A 24,888-nucleotide genomic window follows, 5' to 3' on the forward strand; every position below is an offset into this window, starting at 1 on the left:
GCTTAACTGACCGCTTATTTAGGCATCTAAAAGTTCGGGTTGATTAAACAAACTCTGCAAGGTTTGAATAAACTGGCCAACATGGAGCCCATCCATCAGTCCGTGATGAACTTCGATAGACATCGGCATGCGCCAACGGTCGTCTTCTTGCGTTAACTTACCAAATGCCATTTTAGGGACACTATCGGGAAACTGCGTGTCACGCGCATGAGTCATACTGGTGAAGTCCACCCAAGGTAATACTGTTAAATGGATGGTGTTCTGTTTCATTTCTTGGCCAATGAACTTTTCCAAGATGAATGGTGTTGCTTTTATACGCTGCTGTGTCTCTTGTGCCATATCATTGAAACAAGAGAAAGGGACACAATAATCGAGGTCACAAAATCGAACAGTGTCATCCTGAGCAAGAATAGCAATACTGACACAAATGGGAGAGTAGACCCGAATTTGGTTATCAACTAACCGATAAGCCATTGTCTGAGACTGGTTGAGAGCCTGTTGCGTAAGATAAAGATAAGCATGGAAGAAACGATGGTTGTGTTGTTTACAGTACTGATAAAGCGCTGTGACATCGATGTTTGAACAGATGTTAAACCAAGGGTGGCTAAAGCCTTGATAAAATTTGAAATGTTCTGCTCGTGACCAAGTATTAGTGTTTAAAACGTGATAGCTCATTGAATTTCCATATCAACCATTAAGCGCGATAACGGCTGATTCTATGGAGTTATGAGGTCATCTTCAAGGAGGATTTGGTGAGCCTAAGGAGAGTGGTGTTTATTTGAACGCATTAAAAATTTAATTGATAGTTTTTGATCAATTTGACGCATTTATCTTATGAAAATAGATGTTTGAGTCGGTTTTATCTCTAATCGGCTTAATTTGCCTTTTATGGCATCACCTCAGCAGCCGCTTTGGTGATGCAAATAGCTCGTTTCCTCAATGGTCGCGATTTCTTTGAGTGTTATTCACGTACAAATCTGAGTTCGTCTTCGATAAATTCCGCTATTTGTTGCCACTCTTCAGCTTCTATTAAAGCTGGGGGAATGAGCCAAGTTCCGCTTACACAGGCAACATTAGAAATGGAGAGGTAGTTAACTAAGTTAAATGGATTAATACCACCTGAAGGTATGAATTTAACGTCAGGGTAAACAGCAGAAATGGCTTTTAACATTGGCGCACCACCTGATGCTTCGGCTGGGAAAAACTTCATCGTCATGACCCCAACTTCCATTGCTTTTTCGATGAGGTAGGGGCTATTGATACTGACAATCAGATCAATTCCTTTTTCCTGGCAATAATGAACAACATTGGGATTGATTGATGGGCTTACCAAGAAATTTGCACCGGCTTCAATCGCTAAATCTACTTGTTCTATTTTGGTGATTGACCCTGCCCCAATGAGCATCTGTGGATAGGTATCACGAAGTTGTTTGATGATATTTGGCGTTTTATTTGATCGAAATGCGACTTCAATACAAGGCAGCTCATTTTCAATCAATATTTGTGCAACCTTAATGGCTTTTTTAGGGTCATCGACAACAGCAATAGGCACAATTTGGCAGTTAGCGAGTTGATTGACTAACTCAGTCATCGCGTTGTGCATGATGGGCATTTCTGTTTCAGGAATAATGGCACCATGATGCTGAATGACTTTACTGGCTAATAGGTGCCCCATTGCTGCACATTGTTCGTATTCACCGCCTGTGAGACGTTTAGCTAAATATCCGGCGCTGAATGCATCTCCGGCAGCTGTGGTGTCGATTACTTTGCTTACGCGCTGCGCTGGGATTGTGTACATGGCGTTATCCGCGACAACAAAGCAATCATGTTTTCCTTGGCGTACAATAATTTCATTTACACCAAAACCCTGAGTGCGCTCAATCGCTTGCTGTTTCGTTGTATCGCCCCAAAGTTTACGTTCGTCATCAAAGGTAAGAAATGCAATGTCAGTGAGCTTTAACATCGCACTGTACACATTTCTTGTTTCAATATCGTCATCCCAGAGAGTGGGGCGATAGTTGTTATCAAAGGCAATTTTTATTCCCTTTAATTGACAAACTGACAAGGCTGAAAATAGTTTGTTGCGGCTTTCTGTGGTGAGTATCGCAAGGCTTATACCGCTTAGGTAAATCAGGTCGAAAGAACAGAGTTCAGCGATTAAATGGTCGATATCTTCTTTTTGGACCCAATATTTGGCGGCAGAGTCGTTGCGCCAATAATTGAAAAAGTGTTCGCCATTGTCACGAGTTTGTATTGAATAAATGCCATTTTGCTTGTTGGTGGAGTGGCGAACATAATCGATGCAGATCCCCGCACTTTGCCACTGTGAAAGCATTTTTGTTGTGAAGTGATCTTTGCCAACACCTGTGAGATAAGAAACGGTTATTTTCGGTGTTAAGCGCGAGAGATAAATGGCGGTATTAAGGGTGTCACCACCGAAACTTTGATAGATGACATCATCGATTTCTTTTAACTCGACCATACATTCACCGATGATCGCCACTTTGATTTTGTTCATTTTGTTGCCTTCAAAAAAAAGACCGCCCTAAGGCGGTCATTTGAATTAGAGTGCATGCATTAGTTTAGGATAGAGCGCACGTAGTCTGCGATTTCAGGAACTTGACAATGTTCGAAGAAACACTGTTGGAAACGTTCGCCAGTTACTGCTGTTTTTACCAACTCAGGGTCGATCGCTTTTAGCGTGTCGATGTAGTTGTCTTTTGCTACAGCGCGTTTCACGTCGTTTAAGATCGCAGCGTTTTGTTGTTGTGGGATAGCACGCTCAACTGGGTAACCTTGACCACCTTCACAGCCAGACATCATCACTTTTTCGAAGATGTTACGGATGTTCAATTCAGCAGCCCAACCAAAACCTTTCGCGAATGCTAAAGATAGTGCGTTACCGTTGTTGATTTGAGTAAATAGGAAAGCATCAGATGGCTCTAGTGCGTAACCACAAACTACGTTCGGGTGAGCGTTACAGCTCATTAGTGCGCCTTGACCAGTACCACAACCAGTGAAAACAAAATCAACCGCTTTAGAAGCAAGTAGGATAGATGCTTGAATACCTAGGTGGATGTAAGTTAGGTGGTGATCTTCTGCATCACACATACCAACGTTAAAGATTTCATCGCCGCTTTGTGCTGCAACTGTCATTAGTTCGTTAAGTACAACAGCGTTTTTAGCTGCTTGGCTGTTTTCTAGAGTTAATGCAATTTTCATTTTAATTCCAAATTCATTTCTAATTTTCGCTGGTCTTTATACAAGCGAATTATGGTAATTAGGTTCACAGAGATGGAGGTGATTTCTAGAAGAACCCCACCAATGGAGCCAATTAAGATATTATTTATTAGCCAACAGGTCGCACCGACAAAAAACCAGCAACGCATTTTAATGCCCTCAAGCATAAATATGGCGTAGCTTCCGATAGCTGTTCCAAAAATAGGAAATAGTTGCCATAAGTGATCAGAGGTAACATAACCAATGATTAAACTCGCGGAAACAAATCCCCAAGCAACATAAGCATTTCGGACAAAAATGGCCGTCGTGGTTCTAATTGCTGAGAGCAATGAACTCATTGCAGAAACAACTGACCCGAGTAATAAGTAGTGGACCATATGGTTGATGTTTAAAACTAATACTAAAACTTTTAAACGTTTATCGTCTTTTTGATAAAACGCGGCAATGCCAATAACGAAACTGAGAATGCCAAGTAGTTGAGTAACAGAAAAAACATCAACCCAATTGTTTTCGATCAACGAGCTAACCAGCCGCCATCGACAGCAACAGTATAACCATTCACGTAATCAGATGCTTGTGATGCTAGGAAAACAACAGGGCCTTGTAGGTCTTCTGGGTTACCCCAACGTTGAGCAGGAATACGCTCTACAATAGCAGCATTACGCTGTTCATCAGCACGCAGTTGTGCAGTGTTGTTGGTAGCGAAATAACCTGGTGCGATTGCGTTCACGTTGATACCGTGTTGTGCCCATTCGTTAGCCATTGCACGAGTGATGCCTTGTACCGCTGATTTTGAAGCGGTGTAAGATGGAACGCGAATACCGCCTTGGAAAGAAAGCATTGATGCAACGTTAATGATCTTACCGCCATTGCCTTGAGCAATGAATTGCTTCGCAACAGCTTGAGATAGGAAGAATACAGTTTTTGAGTTGATGTTCATTACATCATCCCAATCTTGCTCACTGAACTCGATAGCATCGTTACGGCGAATAATACCTGCGTTGTTTACAAGAATGTCGATACGACCAAACTCAGCAACAGCTTGCTCAACGATAGATGAAATATCATCCATCGCCATTAGGTTTGCTCGAACGTCTAAGAACTTGCGACCTGTTGCTTTGATTTTTTCAATAGTTTCAGTTGGTTCAACAATGTTTACGCCAACAATATCACAACCCGCTTCTGCTAAACCCAGAGCCATACCTTGGCCTAAACCGGTATCACAACCCGTTACAATCGCAATCTTACCGCTTAAATCGAATGTATTTAAAATCATTGTTATATACCTTATTAAAGTTTCATCATTTGGGTTGCTGCAAGTAAAAATGCGCCTGCACCGTAATCAATATTGTGGTCAAATTCGACTTTACGTGGGTTATACGCTGGAAGTTGAACCCAACCGATCATGCCGTCTTCGTGAATACATGTTTCCAGTGATGACCATGCTTTAGTCACAACTGGCATGTAAGTTTCTTGGTCAAGCAATCCTTGGTTTAGACCCCATGCTAGGCCATAAACAAACAGTGATGTTGCACTGGATTCTGGCATTGGGAAGCTTTCTGGATCGAGTAGCGATACACGCCAGAAACCATCTTCTTGTTGGTACTTGATGACTTCTTTAGCAAGCGCTTGGAACATCTCAATGTACTTGTGACGAGTAGGGTAGTCTTCTGGCATGTGGTCAAGAATGCGTGGCACACAGCCTAACACCCAACCAAGGCCACGAGACCACATAACTTTCTCGCCGTTTGCTTCACGGAACTCTGTTTGTTCTGCATTTGGAATGTAACGTTGGTCACGGTAGTACAAGCCTGTTTCTGCGTCATATAGGTTGTCTACTGCATCCCAAAATGCCGTGTCCATGTAGTCAATATATTTGCTATCGCCAGTGACTGAAGAGATTGCAGCGAACACTGGTGGAGCCATAAATAGTGAATCACACCACCACCAATCTTCACGACCTGGTTTTGGTGCATCAATCATAACTTCTAACGCTTTTTGTGCGTATTCGATGAGCTCAGGTGAATCCATTAGTGGATACATAGGAATGTATGCTTGCATACAAACATGGTCATCAGCGAATCGAGGTAAGTGGCCAGCGCGGAAACCCGTATGAAGAGTCCAGTCCATCAAACCGTCTAGGTATTCCTGATCGTCGGTTGCTTGCCATGCATCAGCAACAGATAACCAGAAAACGCCGCGCTCCCAATCTGTTGCACGTAAAAAGCGTTTTTTACCAGTGCTACGGATAACAAAACGAGTGCGGTTATTAAATTGCCACGTGTACACGCGTTTCATTAGTTGTTTGATGTGGTCTTGAGTCATTTCAAAATCTCATGTCGAAAGGTGCGCGTTTCCACGCACCTTTGATTTTTGTTAAAGGCAGTCTTCGAACTCGTCTGAGTTTGATTCCAGTGCTTTCAGTTCAGCGTGCATGTCTTTCATTGTTGATTGACCAATCTCTAATACGATTTCAGCCAGTTCTTCCAATGAAACTCCATCGCGTTCAAAACATGCGTTTGTGATCATGGCTAAGTTTGTGCCGCCAATCACTTTGATGTCGTCGCGCTCAAGCATGATAGCCACTGCACGATTACAAGGTGTACCACCTACAACATCAGTCAGAAATAGAACACCTGAACCTGTATTCACTCGCTCAATTGCGTCACGCATTTGAAGCTCAAGTTGCTCAGTGGTAATGGTCGGAACAAAGTCAATGAATTCAATAGAGCTTTGTTCACCAACAATCGCGTCTACAGCTGATTTAATGCCTGTCGCGAAGTTAATGTGTCCTGAAACGATGATACCAATCATGGTTTAAATCCTTATAGAAGACCGATTAAGTGGCCGCCAACACCGGCAAACAAACATCCGAAAATAAGTGCTGTTGGTGATTTACCTTTCTTAACCAGGTAGTACATCAACCAAACAAGGAGCATTGGTAATAGGTTCGGCATGATTTTATCAAGCATGTCAGTTTGGATGCTGATTGACGCTGCACCTGCTTCAACCACTAATGCGGTTTTTAACTTAACGAACTTCGCAGTCATTGAGCCAATTACGCCCAAACCGATAAGGTTTGCAGCACGACCGACTTTTTCAGCTTGGTCAGAAAGCTTCTCAAGGGCTGCCACACCAGCGTTGTAACCGAAGAACAGTAACCAGAAGTACATCGGGATACGGTAACCTTGGTACAAAACGAAGAACACTAAGATACCTAGTGGGTTGCCTTGCAGTGCAATTGAACAACCAATAGCCAAAGTTAGTGGCATCATTACCGAGTGATCCAGTGCATCACCCACGCCTGAAACCGATCCCATTGTTGCCGCTTTAATCGATGCGATGGTCGATGGCTTCTCTTTGTTCTCTTCCATTGCGATAGCAAGACCAAGTGGAAGAGTGAATAATTTAGGGTTTGCGTTGTAGAACTGAAGGTTGTTCTTCAAAGCTTTCTTTAAATCTTCAGGGTTCTGGTGAATCTTCTTCAGCGCAGGGCTGATTGAGTAACAGAAACCACCGGCTTGCATTCTCGCGTAGTTAAAGTTGCCTTCCATCAAAAGACCACGGAAACCAATTTTCCATAAATCTTTCTTAGTGATAACTTTTTTAACTGATTGATCTTGATAATGATCAGTATTTAAATTGATAGTGTGATCATTTGAATAATCTTCATCCATAGGGATTGCAGTACTAGAGCTCATCGTCGAATACCTGTGCGTTAGAAGTTTGAGTTGGACCAGAGTTTTTGTTGTTGTTCATGTAATCAAGAACCGCGATACAGGTGAACACTAGGGCAACACCAAGAATCGGCATGTTGAAGTATGTAGCTAGAACAAAACCTAAGAAGAAGTAAGGCAAAATTGTCACGTTGAACATTGCACGAAGTAGCATTGCAAAACCAACTGCTGACATCATACCGCCGGCAATAGACATCCCTTTAACGATGTTTTCTGGTAGGTTAGCTTCGATAAACTGAGCACCAGAGACGCCGAAGTAAATAGAGCTGAAACCAACGACAGCGTAAAGCATGCCACGAGCAGATAAGCCAATGTAAAGTAAACGGTCAATACCTTTTAAATCGCCATTGTCAGCATATTCATCCGCTTTCGCCATTAAAGGAGCGCAAGATGTGAAAAGGAAGATTACTAAAGTTTGCATCGCAAGAGCGAAAGGTACTGCAAAACCAAGTGCTGCTTCAGGAGACATGTTTAGCTTGATTGCAAACATAGTACCTACGATAGCACCGATGGTTGTATCAGGTGGCTGAATACCCGCGTTAGACATCAAACCAAGCCATGCAAGTTCAAATGTAGCACCTGCGATTAGACCTGTTTGTAAGTCACCCATGATTAGGCCAACAACCGTACCAGTAATAAGCGGACGGTGAATACCCGTAAATATATCAAATTTATCAATACCGCATAGGAACGCCCAAGCGCCTACTAAAATTGCTTCCATTAACATTTAAATCACCTTAGATATCTAACGATTTGGTCATTTCGAAAATGCATTGTTTTGCACTTTCTGGAGCATGTTGAACTGTACAAACTGAGCCATGGTCACGCAAAATTTCAAACGCTTTCATGTCTTCTTTGTTTACGTTCACATTTTTATCGACCATCACACGACCTGGGTGGAAGTGCATGTTGCCGATGTTGATTTCAGGCAGCTTTACGCCACCTTGAACGATGCGAGCAAAGTCCATTGGTGTTTTACAAATAAGGCAAATCTTACGATCTGGACCTGCTTTTGGTAGGTTAGAAATAGTCTGTTCAATCGAACGACATACAACAGCAAACTCACCACCTGCAGCTGCTTTAAATGGGGCTTGTAACGCAACTTGTTCAGAAAGCTCATCATTAGCAAGTAGCACAGTATTCGCACCCGATTGTTTACCCCATTGAAGGCGGATTTGACCGTGTAACAAGCGTTCGTCGATTCTAGCTAAAACAATAGCCATTTTAATTTTCCTTATAAATATGAATATTTTTATTGTTTAATAATTTTTACGTTATTTAATTCCATGGCATCAATGACCTCTTGAGGAATCTGTCCTTCAGTGATCACTGCATCAATTGAATTCGTTTCACAAACCCAAAAAGGGCTATTAGATGAAAAACAAGCCGAATCAGAAACAACAACGATTCGCTCTGAAATTTCACATAAAATTTTAATTAGTTCTGCATCATTTTCACTTTTGGAAAATATGCCTAACTTGCTATTAAACCCATCTATAAATATGAAAGAAGTATTAAATCTATGCTGTCTTAGGCTGTTTATCATTTGGGTTCCGATGAACTTCATCTCACTTCCCAAACATCCTCCAGTCATAAAAAACTTCGCTGTGTCAACATTTATAAATTTATTTACCAACCGTAAGTCATTACTCAATACCGTTGTGTTTTTAAAATCCTGAATCGTTTCTAAAGCCTGACGAATAAACTTGTTACTATGAATGAAAATACTATCGTTAGGCTGAATGAAATTGCTGATGGCATTTCCCATAAAATCTACGATGGAGTAGCCGTTATTTTCTTCAGCACCTTTGTTGCTTGCTAATTTTGCAAATGCAACCTTATTAACCAATGCATAACCATGTGAACGAATAATGTAATTGTTCTGTTCTAGGAATCTTAAATCTGCACGGATTGTCGCACCCGTCACGTTGAAAGTTTCAGCTAATTGGTCAACGTGCATCTTTCCATTTAGGCCCACTAGGTTAGCAATTTCTAATCTTCTCTCTAGTGAGGTTTTCATATCGTTTTTCATGTCTTTTCACTTCTTTTTAAATTTTGGTTTGAGTGCGATATTTTTTCAATTGCTTTTATGTATAAGCGTGGGGTAAATCACAACATTTTCACTTATGCTTGTCAACTTGGGTGCTTTTCATACTGTTTAAATAAAAATAAGAACCAAAAAACAACATTTATGTGACACATGTAAGTTTTAATTATATTTTATTTCAATGATTTGCAGTAAGAATACGTATGAGAACAAAAGTGATCAGCTTCACAAATATGTACACGTATTGAAATTGTTATTTTCATTTTGCGATTTTACTTAAAATTAAGTGAAAATGAATGTGCCTATAATGAAAATAGATAAAGTAGTGGAAACCTCACGTCCTCTTTTAAACGATGAGGCAATGGAGCTAAGCGCGGCAGTCGTAAGCGGTAGGGTAGTCTATCGGCAGTCTAGGCATATATAGCCATACTATTTGTGTGTCCGGTCAGTTGTGTCTAAATGACAGTTGTTATTTTGAATGATACAGGAGGTCGTTGCTCAGGTGCCGAACCCGCTTAAGGTTATGTGATTCGATACAATGCAGAATTTGGCTTAACCCACAAAGTTCACGTAGTGTTTCGTTTATAGTTCGTAGAAAACTCTGATATTCAATATCCCACCCTAGATCACCCTCTAATTAAGACTTGTACATAACAACAAAGTAACCGGCTACGCTGATAGCTGATGCCGTGATTTGAGGGAATAGCAGCGGCTAGTTCACATCTTTCTCTCAGATATATCCAATACAGCCTCTGGAATACACCCTAACGCTACACTAGCTCGTAACAGAGCCTGTCGCACTAGCAATGGGTTCTAAGTCTATGTGATTCGGGATAGCGGAGTTGTGCTTGTATGCACTGCATGCAGTTATATTAATAACTCTAGGGAATCCTTGGTAACCAATATACGTCTTAATTCTGGGTGATTGGCTCAACTGTTTTGCTGTTAATAAAGCCTTATCTAAAGAAATAGAAAAAGTCCGAGTGTTAATGTAACACTCGGACTTTGACATTATCAGGGGAATGCTCAATCAGTTTTTGAACATATAGCTCATTAACATAAAATCAAACGATTCTCTTTTTTGTTGAATTAATTCCAACCAATAGCAATGTTTTTGAAGTAGAACGACTGATCTTCTTTACCTGTACCAGCTGTAGGACGACGGTAGATATCGAAGTTTGCCATAAATGACATAGGTTCTGCAGCTTTGACATCTGATAGTTGAACTTGGACTTCATTCATTGGCTTACCATCAAACTTGCCTGGGTCTGCGTTGAAATAAGACGCGAAAGCATTGTTAGATTCAGCAGCGTCTTTCTTCATCAAGTCGATGTACCCTTTACCGGTGTCGTCAGCAGTTACCGTTTGTTTGGTTGTATACCAGCTACCTGCCTTAAATTGTGTGTTACTGCTGTTATCTAACCATCCCATGTGTGAATGAGGTGCATTACCAAAGTTAGCAGACATACGCTCGTACTTGTTTGATGTGTATTGCAATGTACGGAAAACCCTTGAACCATGTGCAATGATTAGGTTCGGTACATAAATTTCATCAAAGTTAGCTGCTGTTGCGGTACTTTTCTTAAACATAACATCATACGCGATGCATGCATTTGTCGGTGCAATATCTTGTGCCGGGAATGGTAATTTAAAACTCGTACCATTGTCTGGAGTCGAATTACCACGAACATTTTGTGGAAAGTTAACTTCAAGAACTAGTTCACCATCAGGAAGAGTAACAACCGCCATGTTGACACGATTTTCATCATAATGAGTTGAACCATTTTTTGCGCCATTTAACTGGTAAGCAATAGCATCAATAAGGCCCTGACCAGTCAAACCTTTCACTTTCTCTAAGTCTAACACGCGGCTTTTTTCACCTGTATCAGAACATGCGTTTGGCGTCGGTACAACACTTCCGGCTTCGGTTAACATAACTTGAGCTAAAACAGTGGTGGATAGATTTTCGTTAGCTACTTTAACGTTAAACGAATGTAAACCGAGTTTTACGTCACCCGTAGGTGCAAGCGAGATCAAACCAGTGTTTGTATCAATGGTTACCCAACTTGGCGCGTTTTCAATAGAAAATGTCATAACGAGCCCATTTGGATCATCAGCCACAACTTGGTAATCAATATGTCCGTAATCTTCGATAGTGATCAAACCTATTGGTGTAACTTCTGGAGCTTCCGCTTCAACCACAGGTGGAATTGTTTGATCCGGCAACGTGACTTTATCGGTCGACCATGCGATCACTAAGTCTTTAACGTAAATGGTTTGCTGTTTTAATTGGTCTGATGTGTCATTTGTATGTTTGTAGTGACGATAGAACTCGAACAACGCAGCGAGTTTGTAGTTATGCGTAAAATCAATCATAGTACGGTCAGTAACTGCACCCTTGGTGTTTGTCGTTGGTACTCCGTTATACGATATATTGACAGCCCCATCTTTCGTGTTTGCGTTGCCAACGTAATTGTTAGTGATCATATCAATCTGAAATTGATGCCATTTCGCACTATCAACACGTAATCCCAAATCATTCATTTGCAGTTGGGTGTTAAAGAATTTGCCTTGCTTACCATCGTCAGTTGCGTCAGCAAATCGAGTATTCATGTAACCGTATTTGTCTAGGTTTAACTTATAAGTAAAACCAGCACCATTAACAGTTGGTTTGTTTTCAACTAAAGGATCGCCAGATGTAAAGCCACCAAAAAAAGTGTAATCAGGTGACTGTTTGAAACTATGTTCCCACTTTACCTGATACTTCATGGCTGCTTCTCTAACTAAGCCATTAGGAAGTTCAATAAGGAAACTGAAACCGTTGTTGATGTTCGGATTTTCTGCCGACGGCATATTAAAAATACTTTGGTCAACAGTTGTTTTGAAAACAAAATCTTCACCATCTTGAACAACTGTGAAATTCAAGTTGTCCCATGACTCTTCACCCATACCCCATTTAGGTAAAATACGGAACGAACCTGTTCTTGCTGTCAAACCTTTATTAAGTTCGACGGTAAGAGCATCAATTAGTTCTTGCCCCTCTAAGCCAACCATTTCACTATTAAGATTAATGCTTGAGTTATTTTCAAAGCCGTCAATAGTAGGGCGGTTGTCAGGTTCAGTCACAACTGGTGGTAATGGTTTGTCATCGCTATCATTACCACAACCAACAAGAGCAAATACAATGCTCAGTGCTAATAAATGTTTTGATTTCATTGTGTTACCTTAACTAATTTAAATGTGTACGTCATACCATCAAGATTTGTGGTATTCACCATGATTTGACTGTTATTTATTGAAACAAGACGATCGATATCTTCCGAGATATCTGATGCATTTGTTAATTCGAATTTAATTGGTGTTGCAGTTCTTAATGGGTCTGAAACTGAAATAATTAACTCATCATTTGTTTCTTTAATGAAAATCGACATAGGCGTATATGTTTGAATCACATTTTCTATGTTCGTTGCATCAAAGAAATTTCCTGATAAGATATTTAAATCATTGTGACGCACTACATGAGCTGTGCGACTATTCATTAAAACATCAACTTGATTTGTATAATTGGTCATGTCGCTATCTGGAATAATTATGTAAGCATAATTATCACGAATGTTATGACTTATTTTTGACTCAACAAAACAAGTGTTTCCTACATTTCCATTTCCAGTTCCGATGTCTGACCAATTATTATTGCGACATTTTTTTTCTAGTGTCGGTTGATCTGCACCTAAAACCAAATAATTAATTGATCCATAATTGTTGTTCGCATCAATACTGATATGTGTTAATTCGCCGCGAATGCCAAACTTATCTAAACTTGTTTCAGTAGAAAATGCTTGTTCACCGATTAATTTTCTGTTTTCAATAACAGTATAAGAATCACTATTATCAATTGCAGAACCTAAAGCCACAATTTCATTATCAAACATGAACCATGATTTTTTTGCATTTAACGTATCCGCAGCATTCCAAAAATCAAATCCGGCTACGCCATATTGATTTTGGGAAACACCACCAGCAAATTCAATTAGCTGTTGAGTGCTCTTTTTTTGTTCGCTACGTTGGTTTGAACAATCTTGCAGTTGATTGTAATCACTTGCAACAACGGTTGTGCCAGCCATTAAATAAGGATCAGCATTTACCCAATAATTAGTGTATTGGTCATCACTGTTGTAAAGATAAGTCATACCATCGCCGGTATACCAACCTTTTAGGTTTTCACCGTTGATGCATTCATAATTACCTACTCGGTTGCTGTGCATAGCAATGCCAAATGTGTAATTGTTGCGTGCATGTACGACGCGATCCATATTAATAAACTGTTTGTGATATTCGATATTATTAATAACTGGAATATCCACATCAGCCACGATCTGTCTTGCTGTCTGATAATTTTTAGTTGTCAGAACAACATCAAAATAATCTTGTTCAGCATCATTCACAATGTTGGTTTTGATAAATGACTTTAACTCTTGTTTATATTTATTAGGAGCACTTTCCACAAATGAAACGATAGAGTTGAGAAGCGAATGTCCAACTTTGTGATTTTGACCTGATGCACGACTAATAGCACGGCCGTTTACAAAATCCATCATTCGGCCATCAGTAAATAATGGTTTAAATGACTGCAACAAAATAGGATATATTTTGTTAAGTTCAGTGACATCAACATCATCATTGGCATTTAATGACCCGATAATCATACCTAAACCTTTCAGCAATTCATTGCCGTAAGTTCCGGTATATGCGATATCTTTATGTTGAATAAATGAACCATCCTGATAAAAACCATCACCATTTTCAACGTGTTGAATTACTGGGACAAGTGCATCGATGACCGTTGAAAATTCATCAGCGTTGTTGGACAACATACTGCGAATTAATACAACTTGAGCAACATCAATTAAATTTGCACCAGTCGCACTCTGTGGTTTTCCTTGGATAATGATTTCGCTAGGACTCGGTACAAAATAACGAGTTGCATTAACATAATTTTGAATGATATGTTTGTTATTATCAGTGTCAAAATCACTATTCATTAATATAAGAATGTTATTCGCTTCTTTTGGAATACCAATCTGCCAGTTGTGCCAGTTACCGACTTGTTCAGTTTCTGTGTTGTAATAATTTCTATTAAGAAAATCCATACTTTCAATTATGGTTTTCTTAACATCATTATTATTATAAACACTAGCTGTAGGTGTTTTATACATCATAGCCATTGTGAACAAACGTTGGTACGTTTGGCGAAGTGATGAACCTAAAGTACTTTCATTAGTCACATCAATTTTGATATCCGACCACAAACCAGATTCAGATAGAGAGTGGCTTTTCAGCCACTCTTTTACTTGAGAATCTTTCGAATCAACAATGTTTTGTAGTTCAGAATCATATGTTGATGAGTCACCAATAAAATAACTGTTCCAGTGCGCAATAATTTGTTGGTATTGATTGCCTGTATCCGGTGTCACACCAACATCGGGTAGAGTTGCGCTTGGATTATCACCGCTGCCACCGCAAGCGACAATGCTAGTTAAAGCAATAGCGATTAAGCTAAATTTAAAGGTTTTCATATTGATTACTTGCGCTTAATAACGAATTTGTAACTAGAACCAGCCAAACCATTCATATCAATTGAAAGTTTGTTGTCGTTAAGTTCAACACGTTTGTCAGAGTCTTCAACCAATTCAATTGAACCATCAACAGTGAAATCAATATCAAACCAAGAACGAGTTGGATTAGATACTGCTACATAAAGCAAGCCATCTTTTTCTTGAGTCATAATAGACATTTGGTCATCAGCAGTGATGAACCCAGCTTTACCATCTTCAAAGAAGTTAGCCGCAAAGATACCTAGTTCTTTATGCTCAACTGCATGAACGCCATTGCTGTTTTTTACAATAGTTACACTGTCACTGATTTCGGTGCGGTTTGGTGTAACCATATATGCGTAGCTATCGTTATCATCATGATTGATAACTGCTTCATAGAAACACGCAGTGACTGAGCCTTGACTAGTACCAATATCAGACCAATCACCAGAACGGCATTGTTTTTGAATATCAACTACAGAATCATCTAAGATACTGTATTGAATAGTTGAATGTTCGTTAACAGGGGCGTCTGTGTTGTATGTGATTTCAAATGATTTTGGATTGCCATTGAATTTCTCAACCGTCAATCCATCGACCATCAACGATGCCGCTTGCTCTACTTGACGGTTTTCAACAGTCGTGATTGCTTGATCGCTACTACTGTTTTTGATGTCTGAGCCTAATGCTACAATTTCGTTGTCGAACATAAACCATGATTTGTTTGCTGACAAATCACTATTGAAGTTTACAAACTTCATTCCGGCTACGCCATAATCGCCAAGCGATGCACCACCTGTCCAATCCATTGCACCATTACGACCGTTGCGCTGTGCTGATAATTGTCCAGTTGCATTCTCACGTTCAGTCAATAACACTGTAGTACCAGCATGTTTGAATGCGTCACCTGCAACCCAGTAACCATTGCTGTAATGCTTTTGTTGGTTGTAGAGGTAAGTCATACCATCAGCCGTATGCCAACCTTTTAGGTTTTCGCCGTTGATTGACTCATAGTTACCTACACGGTCACTGTGCATTGCAATGCCAAACGACCAATCATCACGATGGTGAATCACACGGTCCATGTTTGGGAATTGTTTATGTGATACTGTGCTTTGTTCTTTGACTTCACGAGTCATCATCATACGATCAGCAATTTGGTGATTGTTGATTAGACGAGTTTTTTCTAACCCACCTTTCGCATCGAAATGATGCTTCAAAAATGATGTTAACTGTTCTTTATATTCTAAAGGGGCGCCGTCAACATAGAGCAACATCGCACTAAGTACAGATTCACCGATTTCATCGTTTTGACCTGTCATACGGCTAATGGCACGGCCATTCACCATGTCAGACATGCGACCATCAATAAGTAACGGAGCGAACGTTTCCAGCATCAATGGATAGATTTTTTGTAGTTCAGGGTCGGTCGCTTGATATTCAGTGTTTGCCACTGCACCTAACAACATGCCTAAACCCTCAAGCATTACTTGGCCGTAAGTACCTGAATATGGTAAATCTTTGTGTTGGATGTATGAGCCATCGCTGTAGAAACCATCTCCTGATTCAACGTAAGGAATCACACTTGGTAATGCTGCAATAGCACTCTTGATTTCATCTTTGTTGTTTTCTAACAAACCACGAACTAAAACAACTTGTGCATTGTCAGTACGGTTGCCGCCAGTCGATTCCCATGCTAAAGGAGCACTCGAATAAGGCGCGCCATAACCCACACTTAAATGTGTTGGAACAGGTACAAAATAACGACTTGCATCAACATAGTTGTTAACGATTTCATACGGAATATCATTGTACATTACCACTAATGTATTTTGCGCTGTACGGCTGATACCTAATTCCCAATGCCACCAGTTGCCATATTCCGGCGTGCCCACATGGTAATGATGTTCGTTCAACAATACTAAGCTTTCGGTGATCGCTTCACGTACATCACTGTCGTGATACAATTCTCCACCTTGCAGTTTATAAGCACGAGCAAGAGTAAAAATATTGTTGTACGTAGCATAAAGATTCACGCCTAGTTTTTGTTTTTCAGCTGCACTATCTTTATGTAATGGTAGTTCTTCCCATAAACCATTTTTATCAAGTGTCATTGTGTTCAACAACTCTTTTGCTTGAGTGTTGATTTCAATGATTTGAGTTTTCATGTTTTCGGTAATCGGTTGATTTACATCACCCAAGAAATATGAAGCCCATTTTTCACGTATGGAATTAATTTCATTAACGCTTTGCTTTACTTCGACTTGTTGAACTAATTCAGTCGCGATTGCAGTTGTTGATGCAATACTTAATGCAATTGAAGTTGCAATTAAAGATGTTTTGAAAAGCTTTTTAGAATACATATTGCATACCCACTTTAGCAAAGAACTTGTCACGATCTGGCAACGATTTTATTTCGCCAGCGTTGGCATCGTAATAACTGTTATCTTCGACCTGCCAATAAGTTTCGTAGATAAAATTCAACTTACCTGAAATGCCAATATTTCCGTAAATACCCGCACGACTGTAGTTTTTGTCCATCGTTGTGCCCCAACGACTGTAATCGTAGTGAGACTTTTCTTGAACATCTCGCCCTAAGCCAACACGAACAAACGGGTTGATAGTTGCACGACCAATTTTTTGTGTGTACACCAATCGGAATTGCCAGTAATCAACGTCGTAGTTATTTTCAAACGAATCAAACTCAGTAAAGAAAGTCGGTTTAATTAACGCAGTTGGACTTAGTCTGTGAATTAAACCAAACTCAGCTTCATAACCCCAATCGACGTAATCTTCTTCAACTTTATCTGTTGAACGTTTACCTTTTGAATCACCAAAATAAACGTGGCCATTCAAGAAAAATTGGTTAGTCGAATTTACAAAGTAGTCAAACTGGGGATAAAAACGATACTCTGTTTCCCGACGATCAGATTCATAATCGTTGTGACGTACACCGACACCAAAACGAGTGCGTAAGTCACCTGAACGGTCAACCTTAAACGCATGTAACTCGTAACGATCGGTCATACCACTAGTCACACCTGTTGGAAATAAATTTTCCTCAGTGTAAATCTTTTTAAAATAACGACCCCACATGTTCCAACTTTGATCATTTGGAGCGTGTGTAAAACGAATGTAAGGCACAACTGCATTATTCATTGCATAGTTTTGAGGCTTACCGTTAATGTCTACTTCGTTGAAATAATGGTCATATTCCGTACCAACCTCGACGATAGTTCGTGCAATCGTTGGCGCTGTGAAAAGCACACCTAACATTGCTAAAGCCAAAGCGTTTCGCTTCATTCTCAATCCTTCAAAAATTGCTGATTACAAATCAACGGGGGTGCTCTTTATATTATCAATCTCGTTCAAATGCTTTCATTTACATCACAATTTTCGATAAAAAATGAAAATCCATGCATTAAAATGAAAAATTAATGACCTTTGTCACAATTACATTTCAGTCATGAAGTTTGTGATGCTTCATACAAAAGGGCGAAAAATAATGGAAGTGTCGCTGAAAAATTGAAATTAATAGGCGCCAAACTACTAGTTAAACCCTATTTATTGTCCGTGTCAGTCAATAATCGTGATGCTGATTCATGATTGAAAATGAAAAAATCTATAGCCATCTTGGGCGTTAGTAAAAATTTCAAACAAAAAGCAAAACAAAATGAAAATTAACGTGAAAGTGGAGTTAGAGTGTAGATTCGAAATTACCAATCTTGTGGGTGTGAACAGTAAAGCACATGCTGACGAGTGGGCGATTGAGTTCGGTTTGATAGGATCAAGAACTCGTGCTGAGTTTAGATTGTTTTAAGAACCCCCTATAATTGATAGTGACTTAACCGATGAGGGCTACGGTTTTTCAGCAAACTTGCCTGCGGGTAAATGCTTGAGTTAGGTTACGGTGTAACTATTGATGCTTACGGCCTCGTTGAGTGTTCTTACATTAACTTTAAGTGGCGAGATTCGTCTATTGCTGCTCATGACCTTGAATGGGGGACTCACAACCGTTAGCGCGTGGGTCGTTGATTCTCAAAAGCTGTATTCGCTTTCAGCTTGCCTGTATCTCTAAGCCGTATGGGTACAGATACTTGATAGTTTATGGTTATTTGATTCGACAAGTTTAATATCCATATTCGTCAAGATTATTTATATTTCATGTTTATATTGTTTTTAAAAATAAAACACGAATGTGATCTAGTTATTAGATTAATTATTAAAATTACTGATAATATCTATCCGTTACTTTAATTCATTTAGGAACTCGTTTTGATTCGAATGACACCCATTTTCAGTTCAGCTTTAGCGCAAGGGAAGACATTGTTCTTTTCTACGCTTGCGTTGCTGGAATCTGCAGGTGTGTCATTAGTCCCTGAAACCGCTAACCTTAATGAATCAGATCATGCTGAATTAGATATCTTAGATCTATATGCACAACAGTGGGCACAATTATGGAGCCGTGCGGTCGTTATTCGTTCTCATCGAAAACCAACGAAGAAATCCGCACGAACCTTGATGGTTCAAGCTCAGTTAGTTGCCTTGTCTAAGGCTCAAGTTGCTGATTTTAAGATGCTTTCACATATTCAGCAAGGGTCGTCAATTAGTCGAATGCTTTCTTGTCAGCGTAAACTTGGTGATCCTGCTGCTTGGGTTTCGTTTACATATCGTCCAGTTCATTTGACACTACTTTCTCGTTTATCTGTATCAGTTTCTTCCTTTTTCGTTTCGTTCGTCACCTTACAATTCATCACATCTACTAATCACTCAAGCTCTATGGTTTGTAGTGAACGTTTACTTCTGCGCCCTCCATAAATGATCTAAATATAATTGCCCCCATTATTTAAACAAAATTTTAATTAGCTTAAATATATTGTTGCTAAGGGATTTTTGCATCTATTTATTGTTGAAGTTAATGGTGGTAAATATGTTTATTTTGATTTTACTTTTATTTTAATTATTCAATAACTGGGGATTTACACTATGAATAAATTTAAATTGAGCACGATGGCTCTGGTGCTTTCTAGTTGCTTTGGCACAGCATTAGCGGCAGATCAGGTTCAGGTCGCATTTATGCCTGATATTCACTTCCATGATGTCTATGGAGACTTTCAGGATGGCAGTTTCGAGGGAATAAAAAATAGTAAGAGTGGTGAGAATGCCACCATTCGCTCAATGCATGCGCAGTTGACGTCAACCCGCCTTTTTAACGAAAACTATTTTGCCTTGTTGGCTGCGCTCGATGATGCCGTTGCACGTGGCGTGAAATATATCGCTCTCCCGGGGGATTTTAGTGATGACGGTCAACCAGTACATATCCGCGGCTTGAGAGCAATATTGGATCAATACGCTCAGAAACATGACATTGAATTCTTTGCTGCACCGGGTAACCACGATCCTGTCCGCCCGTTTGACCGTCCAAGTGGTGAGGGAGATTTCTTAGGAAAAGATGGCAAGATTCAACGCATATACAGCAAAGGGGCGCAGGAGTGTCAAAATTATCAAGGCGCGACAGCGGTTATTGACGCTGGGTATGAGTTGCCAACCATTTGTACTGAAGATATTCGTGAGCTTGGCTACCAAGGCCTAATGGCTGACTTGAGTGATTTTGGTTTCTTCCCACAAAAAGGCAATGTGTATTGGGAAACTCCATACTCATCTTACAATCAAAAAAATTACCAGTTTGACTTAGCCAAAGAGCAATCAAAGTACCAACAACGTCAGTATGAAATCTGCCATGAAGGGACTGGAGGTGAGTATAAAAAAGCAGATTATTCCTCATGCTTCATGGTTCCAGATACCACTTACCTAGTTGAGCCAGTCGAAGGGCTTTGGTTACTCGCAATTGATGCCAACGTGTACATCCCAAATGCAGATGCAGACACCCAACAACCTGAATTGGCCGCGAACTTCGGTGGTTCGGGTAATTCTGGCTATAACAAAATGTTGACCCATAAAGAACAAGTCATCGATTGGATGAAAACAGTAGTGAAGCGCGCTGATGAACAAGGAAAAACCTTGGTAGCGTTTAGCCATTTCCCAATGACGGAATTCTATAACGGCGCGGCTGAAACAATTGAAGATATTTTCGGGGCAGGCAATTTCCAACTTGCTCGCTCACCAAAAGAAGATGTCAGTGAAGCGCTAGCAAAAACCGGGATCAAGCTCCATGTTGGTGGCCATATGCACTTCAACGATACCGGAGTGAAGCATTACGAGGATGGTTCGTTCTTATTTAATATCCAAGCGCCGTCAATGGCGGCATATGTACCTGCGTATAAGCTTCTGACTTTTAGTCCAGAGCACAAGGTCGAAGTCGAAACGGTCATTTTGGATGATGTGCCTCGCTTCAACGAGTTGTTCGAACACTACGAGCAAGAGTGGCAGCATCTCAATGCGACAGGCAAACAAGACATTTGGAACAAAGCGGTACTATCGTCGAAAGATTATTACGAGTTTACCAACTGGCACATCACTGAACTCACACGTATGCGCTTCTTACCAAGCGAATGGCCGTGTGACTTGAAACAGATGGTATTTGCGTTGGATGGCCGTCAAATGATGATTCTAAGTCAATTGGAAACAGGGTTAACGCAAGAGCAAGTCGCGCAGCTAACGCAAGGACGCCAGTCTATCGAGATATGCCAAGAACAACCTGTTGAATTTAAACCATCAGAGATTGCAGATACGAAGTTTGCCAAAGCATGGCAACAGGCTGAAAGTCAGGCCACCAAATTGGCAGCCGAAAATGGCATGAAGCTCGATGATTTTGCTGCTTGGAACGGCTTTGACCTTGCGGTTGATTTTTATCGTCTTCGTAATGCCGATGAATTGGCATTTAAAGATATTGATCGTAATCGCATGCCTCAATACGAATTGATTGCGAGCACGCTTGCAGCAGAAGCTCTTAACAACCCGACTTCAACTGAGTTTGGCGATGTGTTTAAACAACGTTTTGGTGGCTTATTTGGCATCTTAACTAAGTTTGCTAATGGTCAGCCTAGCTATCACTTTAAGCTCGATCTTGAAAAAGGCACGATTGCAGATTTGAAAAAGTAACCCTGAAAGTAAACAGAACTAGCTTGGAAAATAAATGAGCGGGGAGCTACCCGCTCATCAAACAAAAATAAATGGAGTTAATATTATGAAAAAATTAGCATTAATGGTTTCTTGTGTCTTGTGTGCACCAGTTATTGCGGCTGACTTTAACGTGATGTCTTTCAATGTGAGAAATAGCAAAGATAGCGTCGCTGGTAGTGAATATGACGGTAAAAACACCTGGCAGAATCGAAAGGAGATTGTCACTAACATTTTTGCCGATAAAGAGATAGATATCGCCGGCTTACAAGAACCATTTAGTGACCAAATTGAATATTTGGCGCGTCACTTACCACAATACAGTTGGGAGGGCGTAGGGCGTGATGATGGTAACGCTTTAGGCGAAGCCGTACCGATTTTCTACCTCAACGATAAATACGTAAAACTGGCGGGCGGAACGTTTTGGTTGTCAGAAACCCCGCAAGTGGTTGCCAGCGTCGGTTGGGATGCAGAGCTGACCCGCATTACCACTTGGGTTCGTTTAGAAGAAATTAACACGGGTAAACGAGTTCTCGTATTTAATGCACACTTTGACCACATGGGAAAACTTGCTCGCCAAGAGAGTGCAAAACTACTCAGTGAAAAAGCGAAGCAAATTACTGGCGGAGATGGTGATGCGGTGATAGTTCTTGGTGATTTGAACTTTGAACGCGCAGATACAGCTTCTTACAACGCAATTTCTACTTACTACAAAGATGCACGAGTGATTACCAAGCAACCTTTTAATGGGGTTAATGGTGATGCAAATGCAGTTTATACCTACCATGGCTATGATAATGCTAAAACAGAAGATATCGATTACATCTTCGTTAACGACAAGCTGGCCGTAAATACTTTTGAGTATAAGAATGTGATTAAAGATGGCATTTATGCATCGGATCACCTTGTTGTGATGGCAAACCTGTCATTTGAGGATAAGTAGTCTTTGTTGCGATTTGTCTAAAAGATGTCGTCGGCCTACAACCTAAAGTCATGGAGATAAATGCGCAAACTGTAATGCAGATAGTGTAATGATGGTGGTAGTAATCTGGCTTTGTATGGCATCTTTTATACTCTGATGCTTAACAAGTGCGAATAAAACAACAGGTGAAACTCAAATTAGTTTTTATAATGACTACTTGCGATGGGTTTTAATTGGAAATAATTAGGAATTATTGTTTTGTTAAATTAACAATGAGAATTGAATCACGGATTTAATTTATTTTTCAATATATATTGAAACAGTAATTTTAATAGGTAGATAAATCGATGAATAATATGATCAACAAAGAAGTAGCCATGGAGGTTCTCAAGCAGTTTTCGCTTGTGCTTCGTGCTATTTGTTTGTTTTTTATTCCTCAATCGATTGAATCTGTCGAAAAACTGTCAGTTGCTCCAGTCTCTGAGATGGAGCAAGACGAACTTAACTTAGCGGAACAATACGCAAATCTCTGGAACAAAAGTGCAGAACTGATTCCACCATTCCGTCATCTATTCCGATCTCTGATTGATGTCAATGTTCATCATGATCATTCTGTTGCTGTAAAACATGCATCATTAACGTTGAATGCATTGAGTTTCATTGCAATGGTTTGTTTTACAGAGGTTTTAAAAGCATGTCAGTATTCAGTGCTGGATAAAGCGTCAACTTTCGTTAAATTTATCAATAGATATATCAAAAACACACAACAAGCGTTCCCGCTGTTGTGTGTTTTTTTTTACAATAAAAAGAGGAACACACTATGTACATCGTATGCGTAGCTGCTTGCCCTACAGGCGTTGCACACACTTATATGGCTGCTGAAGCACTAGAAGTTAAAGGCAAAGAACTGGGGATCGAAGTTAAAGTTGAAACTCAGGGTAGTATGGGCGTAGAAAATGAAATTACCGCTGAAGACATTGCTCGTGCAGATGCAGCGATCATTGCAGCTGACGTCGCTATTACAGGGCTTGAGCGATTCTCTTCATTACCAAAAATCGAATGTAAAGTTGCCGATCCAATTAAACATGGGGATGCACTATTTGAGGCACTGACCGCGGAGGTTCAATAATGACTCAATTTAACGCAGGGAAAAAATCGGTCGGCACCGAAGTGAAAAATGCCATTATGACTGGCGTGTCGTACATGCTTCCTTTCATTATCGCAGGCGCGGTGTTGATGGGGATTGCACGTATTGGTGCATCGTTTTATGGCGTTGATAATATATGGGATTCAAGCCACGCTGAATCTGTACATAGCTTGGTGCAAATCTTTCATGACTTCGATGGATTTGGTGGTTTAGCGCTATCACTAATGCTTCCTATAGTGGCTGGTTACATTGGTTTTGCGATTGCAAATAAACCAGCGATTGCTCCGGGTATGATTGGTGGTTTATTGGCCGGAAAACTGGGTACTGGTTTCCTTGGTGCCTTGGCCGCGGGTCTGATTGCAGGTTACATCGTTCGTTACCTAGCAAACAATATTAAACTGCCGAAAGCATTAGCGTCTGCAGGTCCAATTTTTATTATCCCTGTTGGCGGCACGCTAATCGTTTGTGCATTGATGTCTTACGTTATCGGCGACCCGATGGCCGCGCTTAACCGTGGACTTGAAACATGGCTATTGTCTATGTCTGATGGCAACAAAGTTGTATTGGCAGCGGTAGTGGGTGGCATGGTTGGTTTCGACCTTGGTGGCCCGATCAACAAAGCGGCCGTAACCACTGCAATGGCGTTATTAGCATCGGGTATTTACGATCCTAATACCGCAGCGCAAGTGGCGATCATCATCCCACCAATTGGTATTGGTATGGCGACCCTGATTTGGAAATCACGTTTCCCAGAATCACTTCAAGAAGCGGGTAAGGCATCAACATTGATGGGTTTGATCGGTGTTTCTGAAGGTGCGATTCCATTTGCATTGGCTAACCCTAAAATCATCGCAGTAAACGTTGTTGGTTCTGCAGTTGGAGCGGCAATGGCAGTTGGCCTAGGTGCTGTAAATAAGGCGCCTATTTCAGGCTTCTATGGCTGGCTAGCAGTGGAAAGTTGGTTTGTTTATGTGCTCGCCATTGCAACAGGCTCCGCTATTATTGCAGTGGGCTCATTGCTGGTCTTCAATGGTGAAGAAACTAAAAAAGAAGTGAAGAAAGAGAACGCACCAAAATTCACCGTTTCTCGTTAATCTTCAGCCTATCTAACTACAGGGCTA

Annotated in this window: 22 protein-coding genes; 7 read left to right on the plus strand and 15 right to left on the minus strand. The window is 40.4% G+C overall.

The features are described from left to right. Window positions 1-18 precede the first annotated feature (18 nt). From DZ860_RS00785 to DZ860_RS00855, 15 genes are all read right to left on the minus strand, one after another. Window positions 19-675: a CatA-like O-acetyltransferase gene (locus DZ860_RS00785; protein WP_120029009.1), complete on the minus strand. Its 657-nt coding sequence runs from the start codon at window positions 673-675 to the stop codon at window positions 19-21. A gap of 286 nt (window positions 676-961) precedes the next feature. Continuing rightward, window positions 962-2,518, minus strand: coding sequence for a 2-dehydro-3-deoxygluconokinase (gene kdgK, locus DZ860_RS24900; protein WP_120029010.1), 1,557 nt, complete (start codon window positions 2,516-2,518; stop codon window positions 962-964). Window positions 2,519-2,577: 59 nt separating this feature from the next. Continuing rightward, complete coding sequence (locus DZ860_RS00795) at window positions 2,578-3,222, minus strand: RpiB/LacA/LacB family sugar-phosphate isomerase (protein ID WP_120029011.1); 645 nt, start codon at window positions 3,220-3,222, stop codon at window positions 2,578-2,580. After that, entirely contained in the window at window positions 3,219-3,758 is a 540-nt protein-coding gene (locus DZ860_RS00800) for a YgjV family protein (RefSeq protein WP_165862823.1), read from the minus strand. The genes DZ860_RS00795 and DZ860_RS00800 overlap by 4 nt, the downstream gene beginning before the upstream one ends. After that, window positions 3,755-4,516, minus strand: a complete 762-nt coding sequence (kduD, locus tag DZ860_RS00805; protein ID WP_120029012.1) for a 2-dehydro-3-deoxy-D-gluconate 5-dehydrogenase KduD — start codon at window positions 4,514-4,516, stop codon at window positions 3,755-3,757. The genes DZ860_RS00800 and kduD overlap by 4 nt, the downstream gene beginning before the upstream one ends. Window positions 4,517-4,530: 14 nt before the next feature. Next, on the minus strand, window positions 4,531-5,565 hold the full coding sequence (locus DZ860_RS00810) for a glycoside hydrolase family 88/105 protein (RefSeq protein WP_120029013.1): 1,035 nt from the start codon (window positions 5,563-5,565) through the stop codon (window positions 4,531-4,533). A 51-nt stretch (window positions 5,566-5,616) separates the two neighbouring features. After that, window positions 5,617-6,054, minus strand: coding sequence for a PTS galactosamine/N-acetylgalactosamine transporter subunit IIA (gene agaF / locus DZ860_RS00815; protein WP_120029014.1), 438 nt, complete (start codon window positions 6,052-6,054; stop codon window positions 5,617-5,619). Window positions 6,055-6,065: 11 nt separating this feature from the next. Further along, complete coding sequence (locus tag DZ860_RS00820; RefSeq protein ID WP_120029015.1) at window positions 6,066-6,941, minus strand: PTS system mannose/fructose/sorbose family transporter subunit IID; 876 nt, start codon at window positions 6,939-6,941, stop codon at window positions 6,066-6,068. Beyond that, window positions 6,931-7,704: a PTS N-acetylgalactosamine transporter subunit IIC gene (agaW, locus tag DZ860_RS00825; protein WP_120029016.1), complete on the minus strand. Its 774-nt coding sequence runs from the start codon at window positions 7,702-7,704 to the stop codon at window positions 6,931-6,933. Before agaW ends, DZ860_RS00820 begins: the two co-directional genes overlap by 11 nt. A 10-nt stretch (window positions 7,705-7,714) precedes the next feature. Then, entirely contained in the window at window positions 7,715-8,200 is a 486-nt protein-coding gene (locus tag DZ860_RS00830; protein ID WP_120029017.1) for a PTS sugar transporter subunit IIB, read from the minus strand. Window positions 8,201-8,229: 29 nt separating this feature from the next. Next, the gene (locus DZ860_RS00835; protein WP_120029018.1) at window positions 8,230-9,009 is read right to left on the minus strand and encodes a DeoR/GlpR family DNA-binding transcription regulator; all 780 of its coding nucleotides are present in this window, start codon (window positions 9,007-9,009) and stop codon (window positions 8,230-8,232) included. A gap of 1,104 nt (window positions 9,010-10,113) precedes the next feature. Further along, window positions 10,114-12,240: a cadherin repeat domain-containing protein gene (locus DZ860_RS00840; protein ID WP_120029019.1), complete on the minus strand. Its 2,127-nt coding sequence runs from the start codon at window positions 12,238-12,240 to the stop codon at window positions 10,114-10,116. Continuing rightward, a complete protein-coding gene (locus DZ860_RS00845; RefSeq protein ID WP_120029020.1) occupies window positions 12,237-14,600 on the minus strand; it encodes a polysaccharide lyase 8 family protein in 2,364 nt (787 codons plus the stop codon). The genes DZ860_RS00840 and DZ860_RS00845 overlap by 4 nt, the downstream gene beginning before the upstream one ends. Before the next feature lie 5 nt (window positions 14,601-14,605). Further along, window positions 14,606-16,981 carry a polysaccharide lyase 8 family protein gene (locus DZ860_RS00850; protein ID WP_120029021.1) on the minus strand — a complete coding sequence of 792 codons (2,376 nt, stop codon included), beginning with the start codon at window positions 16,979-16,981 and terminating at the stop codon, window positions 14,606-14,608. Next, window positions 16,971-17,921 (minus strand): hypothetical protein, encoded by a 951-nt coding sequence (locus DZ860_RS00855; RefSeq protein WP_120029022.1) that lies wholly within the window; start codon window positions 17,919-17,921, stop codon window positions 16,971-16,973. The genes DZ860_RS00850 and DZ860_RS00855 overlap by 11 nt, the downstream gene beginning before the upstream one ends. Window positions 17,922-18,291: 370 nt before the next feature. Between DZ860_RS00855 and DZ860_RS24345 the strand changes: the two genes are divergently transcribed. From DZ860_RS24345 to DZ860_RS00885, 7 genes are all read left to right on the plus strand, one after another. Then, complete coding sequence (locus DZ860_RS24345) at window positions 18,292-18,438, plus strand: hypothetical protein (protein WP_165862824.1); 147 nt, start codon at window positions 18,292-18,294, stop codon at window positions 18,436-18,438. A 455-nt stretch (window positions 18,439-18,893) separates the two neighbouring features. Continuing rightward, the gene (locus tag DZ860_RS00860) at window positions 18,894-19,436 is read left to right on the plus strand and encodes a hypothetical protein (protein WP_133305426.1); all 543 of its coding nucleotides are present in this window, start codon (window positions 18,894-18,896) and stop codon (window positions 19,434-19,436) included. A gap of 168 nt (window positions 19,437-19,604) precedes the next feature. After that, window positions 19,605-21,680 (plus strand): metallophosphoesterase family protein, encoded by a 2,076-nt coding sequence (locus DZ860_RS00865; RefSeq protein ID WP_120029024.1) that lies wholly within the window; start codon window positions 19,605-19,607, stop codon window positions 21,678-21,680. Window positions 21,681-21,765: 85 nt separating this feature from the next. Next, window positions 21,766-22,641, plus strand: coding sequence for an endonuclease/exonuclease/phosphatase family protein (locus DZ860_RS00870; protein WP_120029025.1), 876 nt, complete (start codon window positions 21,766-21,768; stop codon window positions 22,639-22,641). 326 nt (window positions 22,642-22,967) lie between these two features. Further along, entirely contained in the window at window positions 22,968-23,459 is a 492-nt protein-coding gene (locus tag DZ860_RS00875) for a hypothetical protein (RefSeq protein ID WP_120029026.1), read from the plus strand. Further along, window positions 23,441-23,749 (plus strand): PTS fructose transporter subunit IIB, encoded by a 309-nt coding sequence (locus DZ860_RS00880; RefSeq protein ID WP_120029027.1) that lies wholly within the window; start codon window positions 23,441-23,443, stop codon window positions 23,747-23,749. The genes DZ860_RS00875 and DZ860_RS00880 overlap by 19 nt, the downstream gene beginning before the upstream one ends. Next, a complete protein-coding gene (locus DZ860_RS00885; protein WP_120029028.1) occupies window positions 23,749-24,861 on the plus strand; it encodes a PTS fructose transporter subunit IIC in 1,113 nt (370 codons plus the stop codon). The genes DZ860_RS00880 and DZ860_RS00885 overlap by 1 nt, the downstream gene beginning before the upstream one ends. Window positions 24,862-24,888: the final 27 nt, after the last annotated feature.

The organism is Vibrio sinensis (assembly GCF_003605645.1).
In the GTDB taxonomy this organism is placed as follows: Bacteria; Pseudomonadota; Gammaproteobacteria; order Enterobacterales; family Vibrionaceae; genus Vibrio; species Vibrio sinensis.

What these genes read in the sequence shown, in the direction of transcription:
- DZ860_RS00795 (WP_120029011.1), bottom strand. Translation starts at nt 3,222, where the DNA reads ATGAAAATTGCATTAACTCTAGAAAACAGCCAAGCAGCTAAAAACGCT.
- agaF (WP_120029014.1), bottom strand. Translation starts at nt 6,054, where the DNA reads ATGATTGGTATCATCGTTTCAGGACACATTAACTTCGCGACAGGCATT.
- DZ860_RS00810 (WP_120029013.1), bottom strand. Translation starts at nt 5,565, where the DNA reads ATGACTCAAGACCACATCAAACAACTAATGAAACGCGTGTACACGTGG.
- DZ860_RS00865 (WP_120029024.1), top strand. Translation starts at nt 19,605, where the DNA reads ATGAATAAATTTAAATTGAGCACGATGGCTCTGGTGCTTTCTAGTTGC.
- DZ860_RS00830 (WP_120029017.1), bottom strand. Translation starts at nt 8,200, where the DNA reads ATGGCTATTGTTTTAGCTAGAATCGACGAACGCTTGTTACACGGTCAA.
- DZ860_RS00835 (WP_120029018.1), bottom strand. Translation starts at nt 9,009, where the DNA reads ATGAAAAACGATATGAAAACCTCACTAGAGAGAAGATTAGAAATTGCT.
- agaW (WP_120029016.1), bottom strand. Translation starts at nt 7,704, where the DNA reads ATGTTAATGGAAGCAATTTTAGTAGGCGCTTGGGCGTTCCTATGCGGT.
- DZ860_RS00880 (WP_120029027.1), top strand. Translation starts at nt 23,441, where the DNA reads ATGTACATCGTATGCGTAGCTGCTTGCCCTACAGGCGTTGCACACACT.
- kdgK (WP_120029010.1), bottom strand. Translation starts at nt 2,518, where the DNA reads ATGAACAAAATCAAAGTGGCGATCATCGGTGAATGTATGGTCGAGTTA.
- DZ860_RS00840 (WP_120029019.1), bottom strand. Translation starts at nt 12,240, where the DNA reads ATGAAATCAAAACATTTATTAGCACTGAGCATTGTATTTGCTCTTGTT.
- DZ860_RS00870 (WP_120029025.1), top strand. Translation starts at nt 21,766, where the DNA reads ATGAAAAAATTAGCATTAATGGTTTCTTGTGTCTTGTGTGCACCAGTT.
- DZ860_RS24345 (WP_165862824.1), top strand. Translation starts at nt 18,292, where the DNA reads ATGAAAATTAACGTGAAAGTGGAGTTAGAGTGTAGATTCGAAATTACC.
- DZ860_RS00885 (WP_120029028.1), top strand. Translation starts at nt 23,749, where the DNA reads ATGACTCAATTTAACGCAGGGAAAAAATCGGTCGGCACCGAAGTGAAA.
- DZ860_RS00820 (WP_120029015.1), bottom strand. Translation starts at nt 6,941, where the DNA reads ATGAGCTCTAGTACTGCAATCCCTATGGATGAAGATTATTCAAATGAT.
- DZ860_RS00845 (WP_120029020.1), bottom strand. Translation starts at nt 14,600, where the DNA reads ATGAAAACCTTTAAATTTAGCTTAATCGCTATTGCTTTAACTAGCATT.
- DZ860_RS00850 (WP_120029021.1), bottom strand. Translation starts at nt 16,981, where the DNA reads ATGTATTCTAAAAAGCTTTTCAAAACATCTTTAATTGCAACTTCAATT.
- DZ860_RS00785 (WP_120029009.1), bottom strand. Translation starts at nt 675, where the DNA reads ATGAGCTATCACGTTTTAAACACTAATACTTGGTCACGAGCAGAACAT.
- kduD (WP_120029012.1), bottom strand. Translation starts at nt 4,516, where the DNA reads ATGATTTTAAATACATTCGATTTAAGCGGTAAGATTGCGATTGTAACG.
- DZ860_RS00855 (WP_120029022.1), bottom strand. Translation starts at nt 17,921, where the DNA reads ATGAAGCGAAACGCTTTGGCTTTAGCAATGTTAGGTGTGCTTTTCACA.
- DZ860_RS00875 (WP_120029026.1), top strand. Translation starts at nt 22,968, where the DNA reads ATGAATAATATGATCAACAAAGAAGTAGCCATGGAGGTTCTCAAGCAG.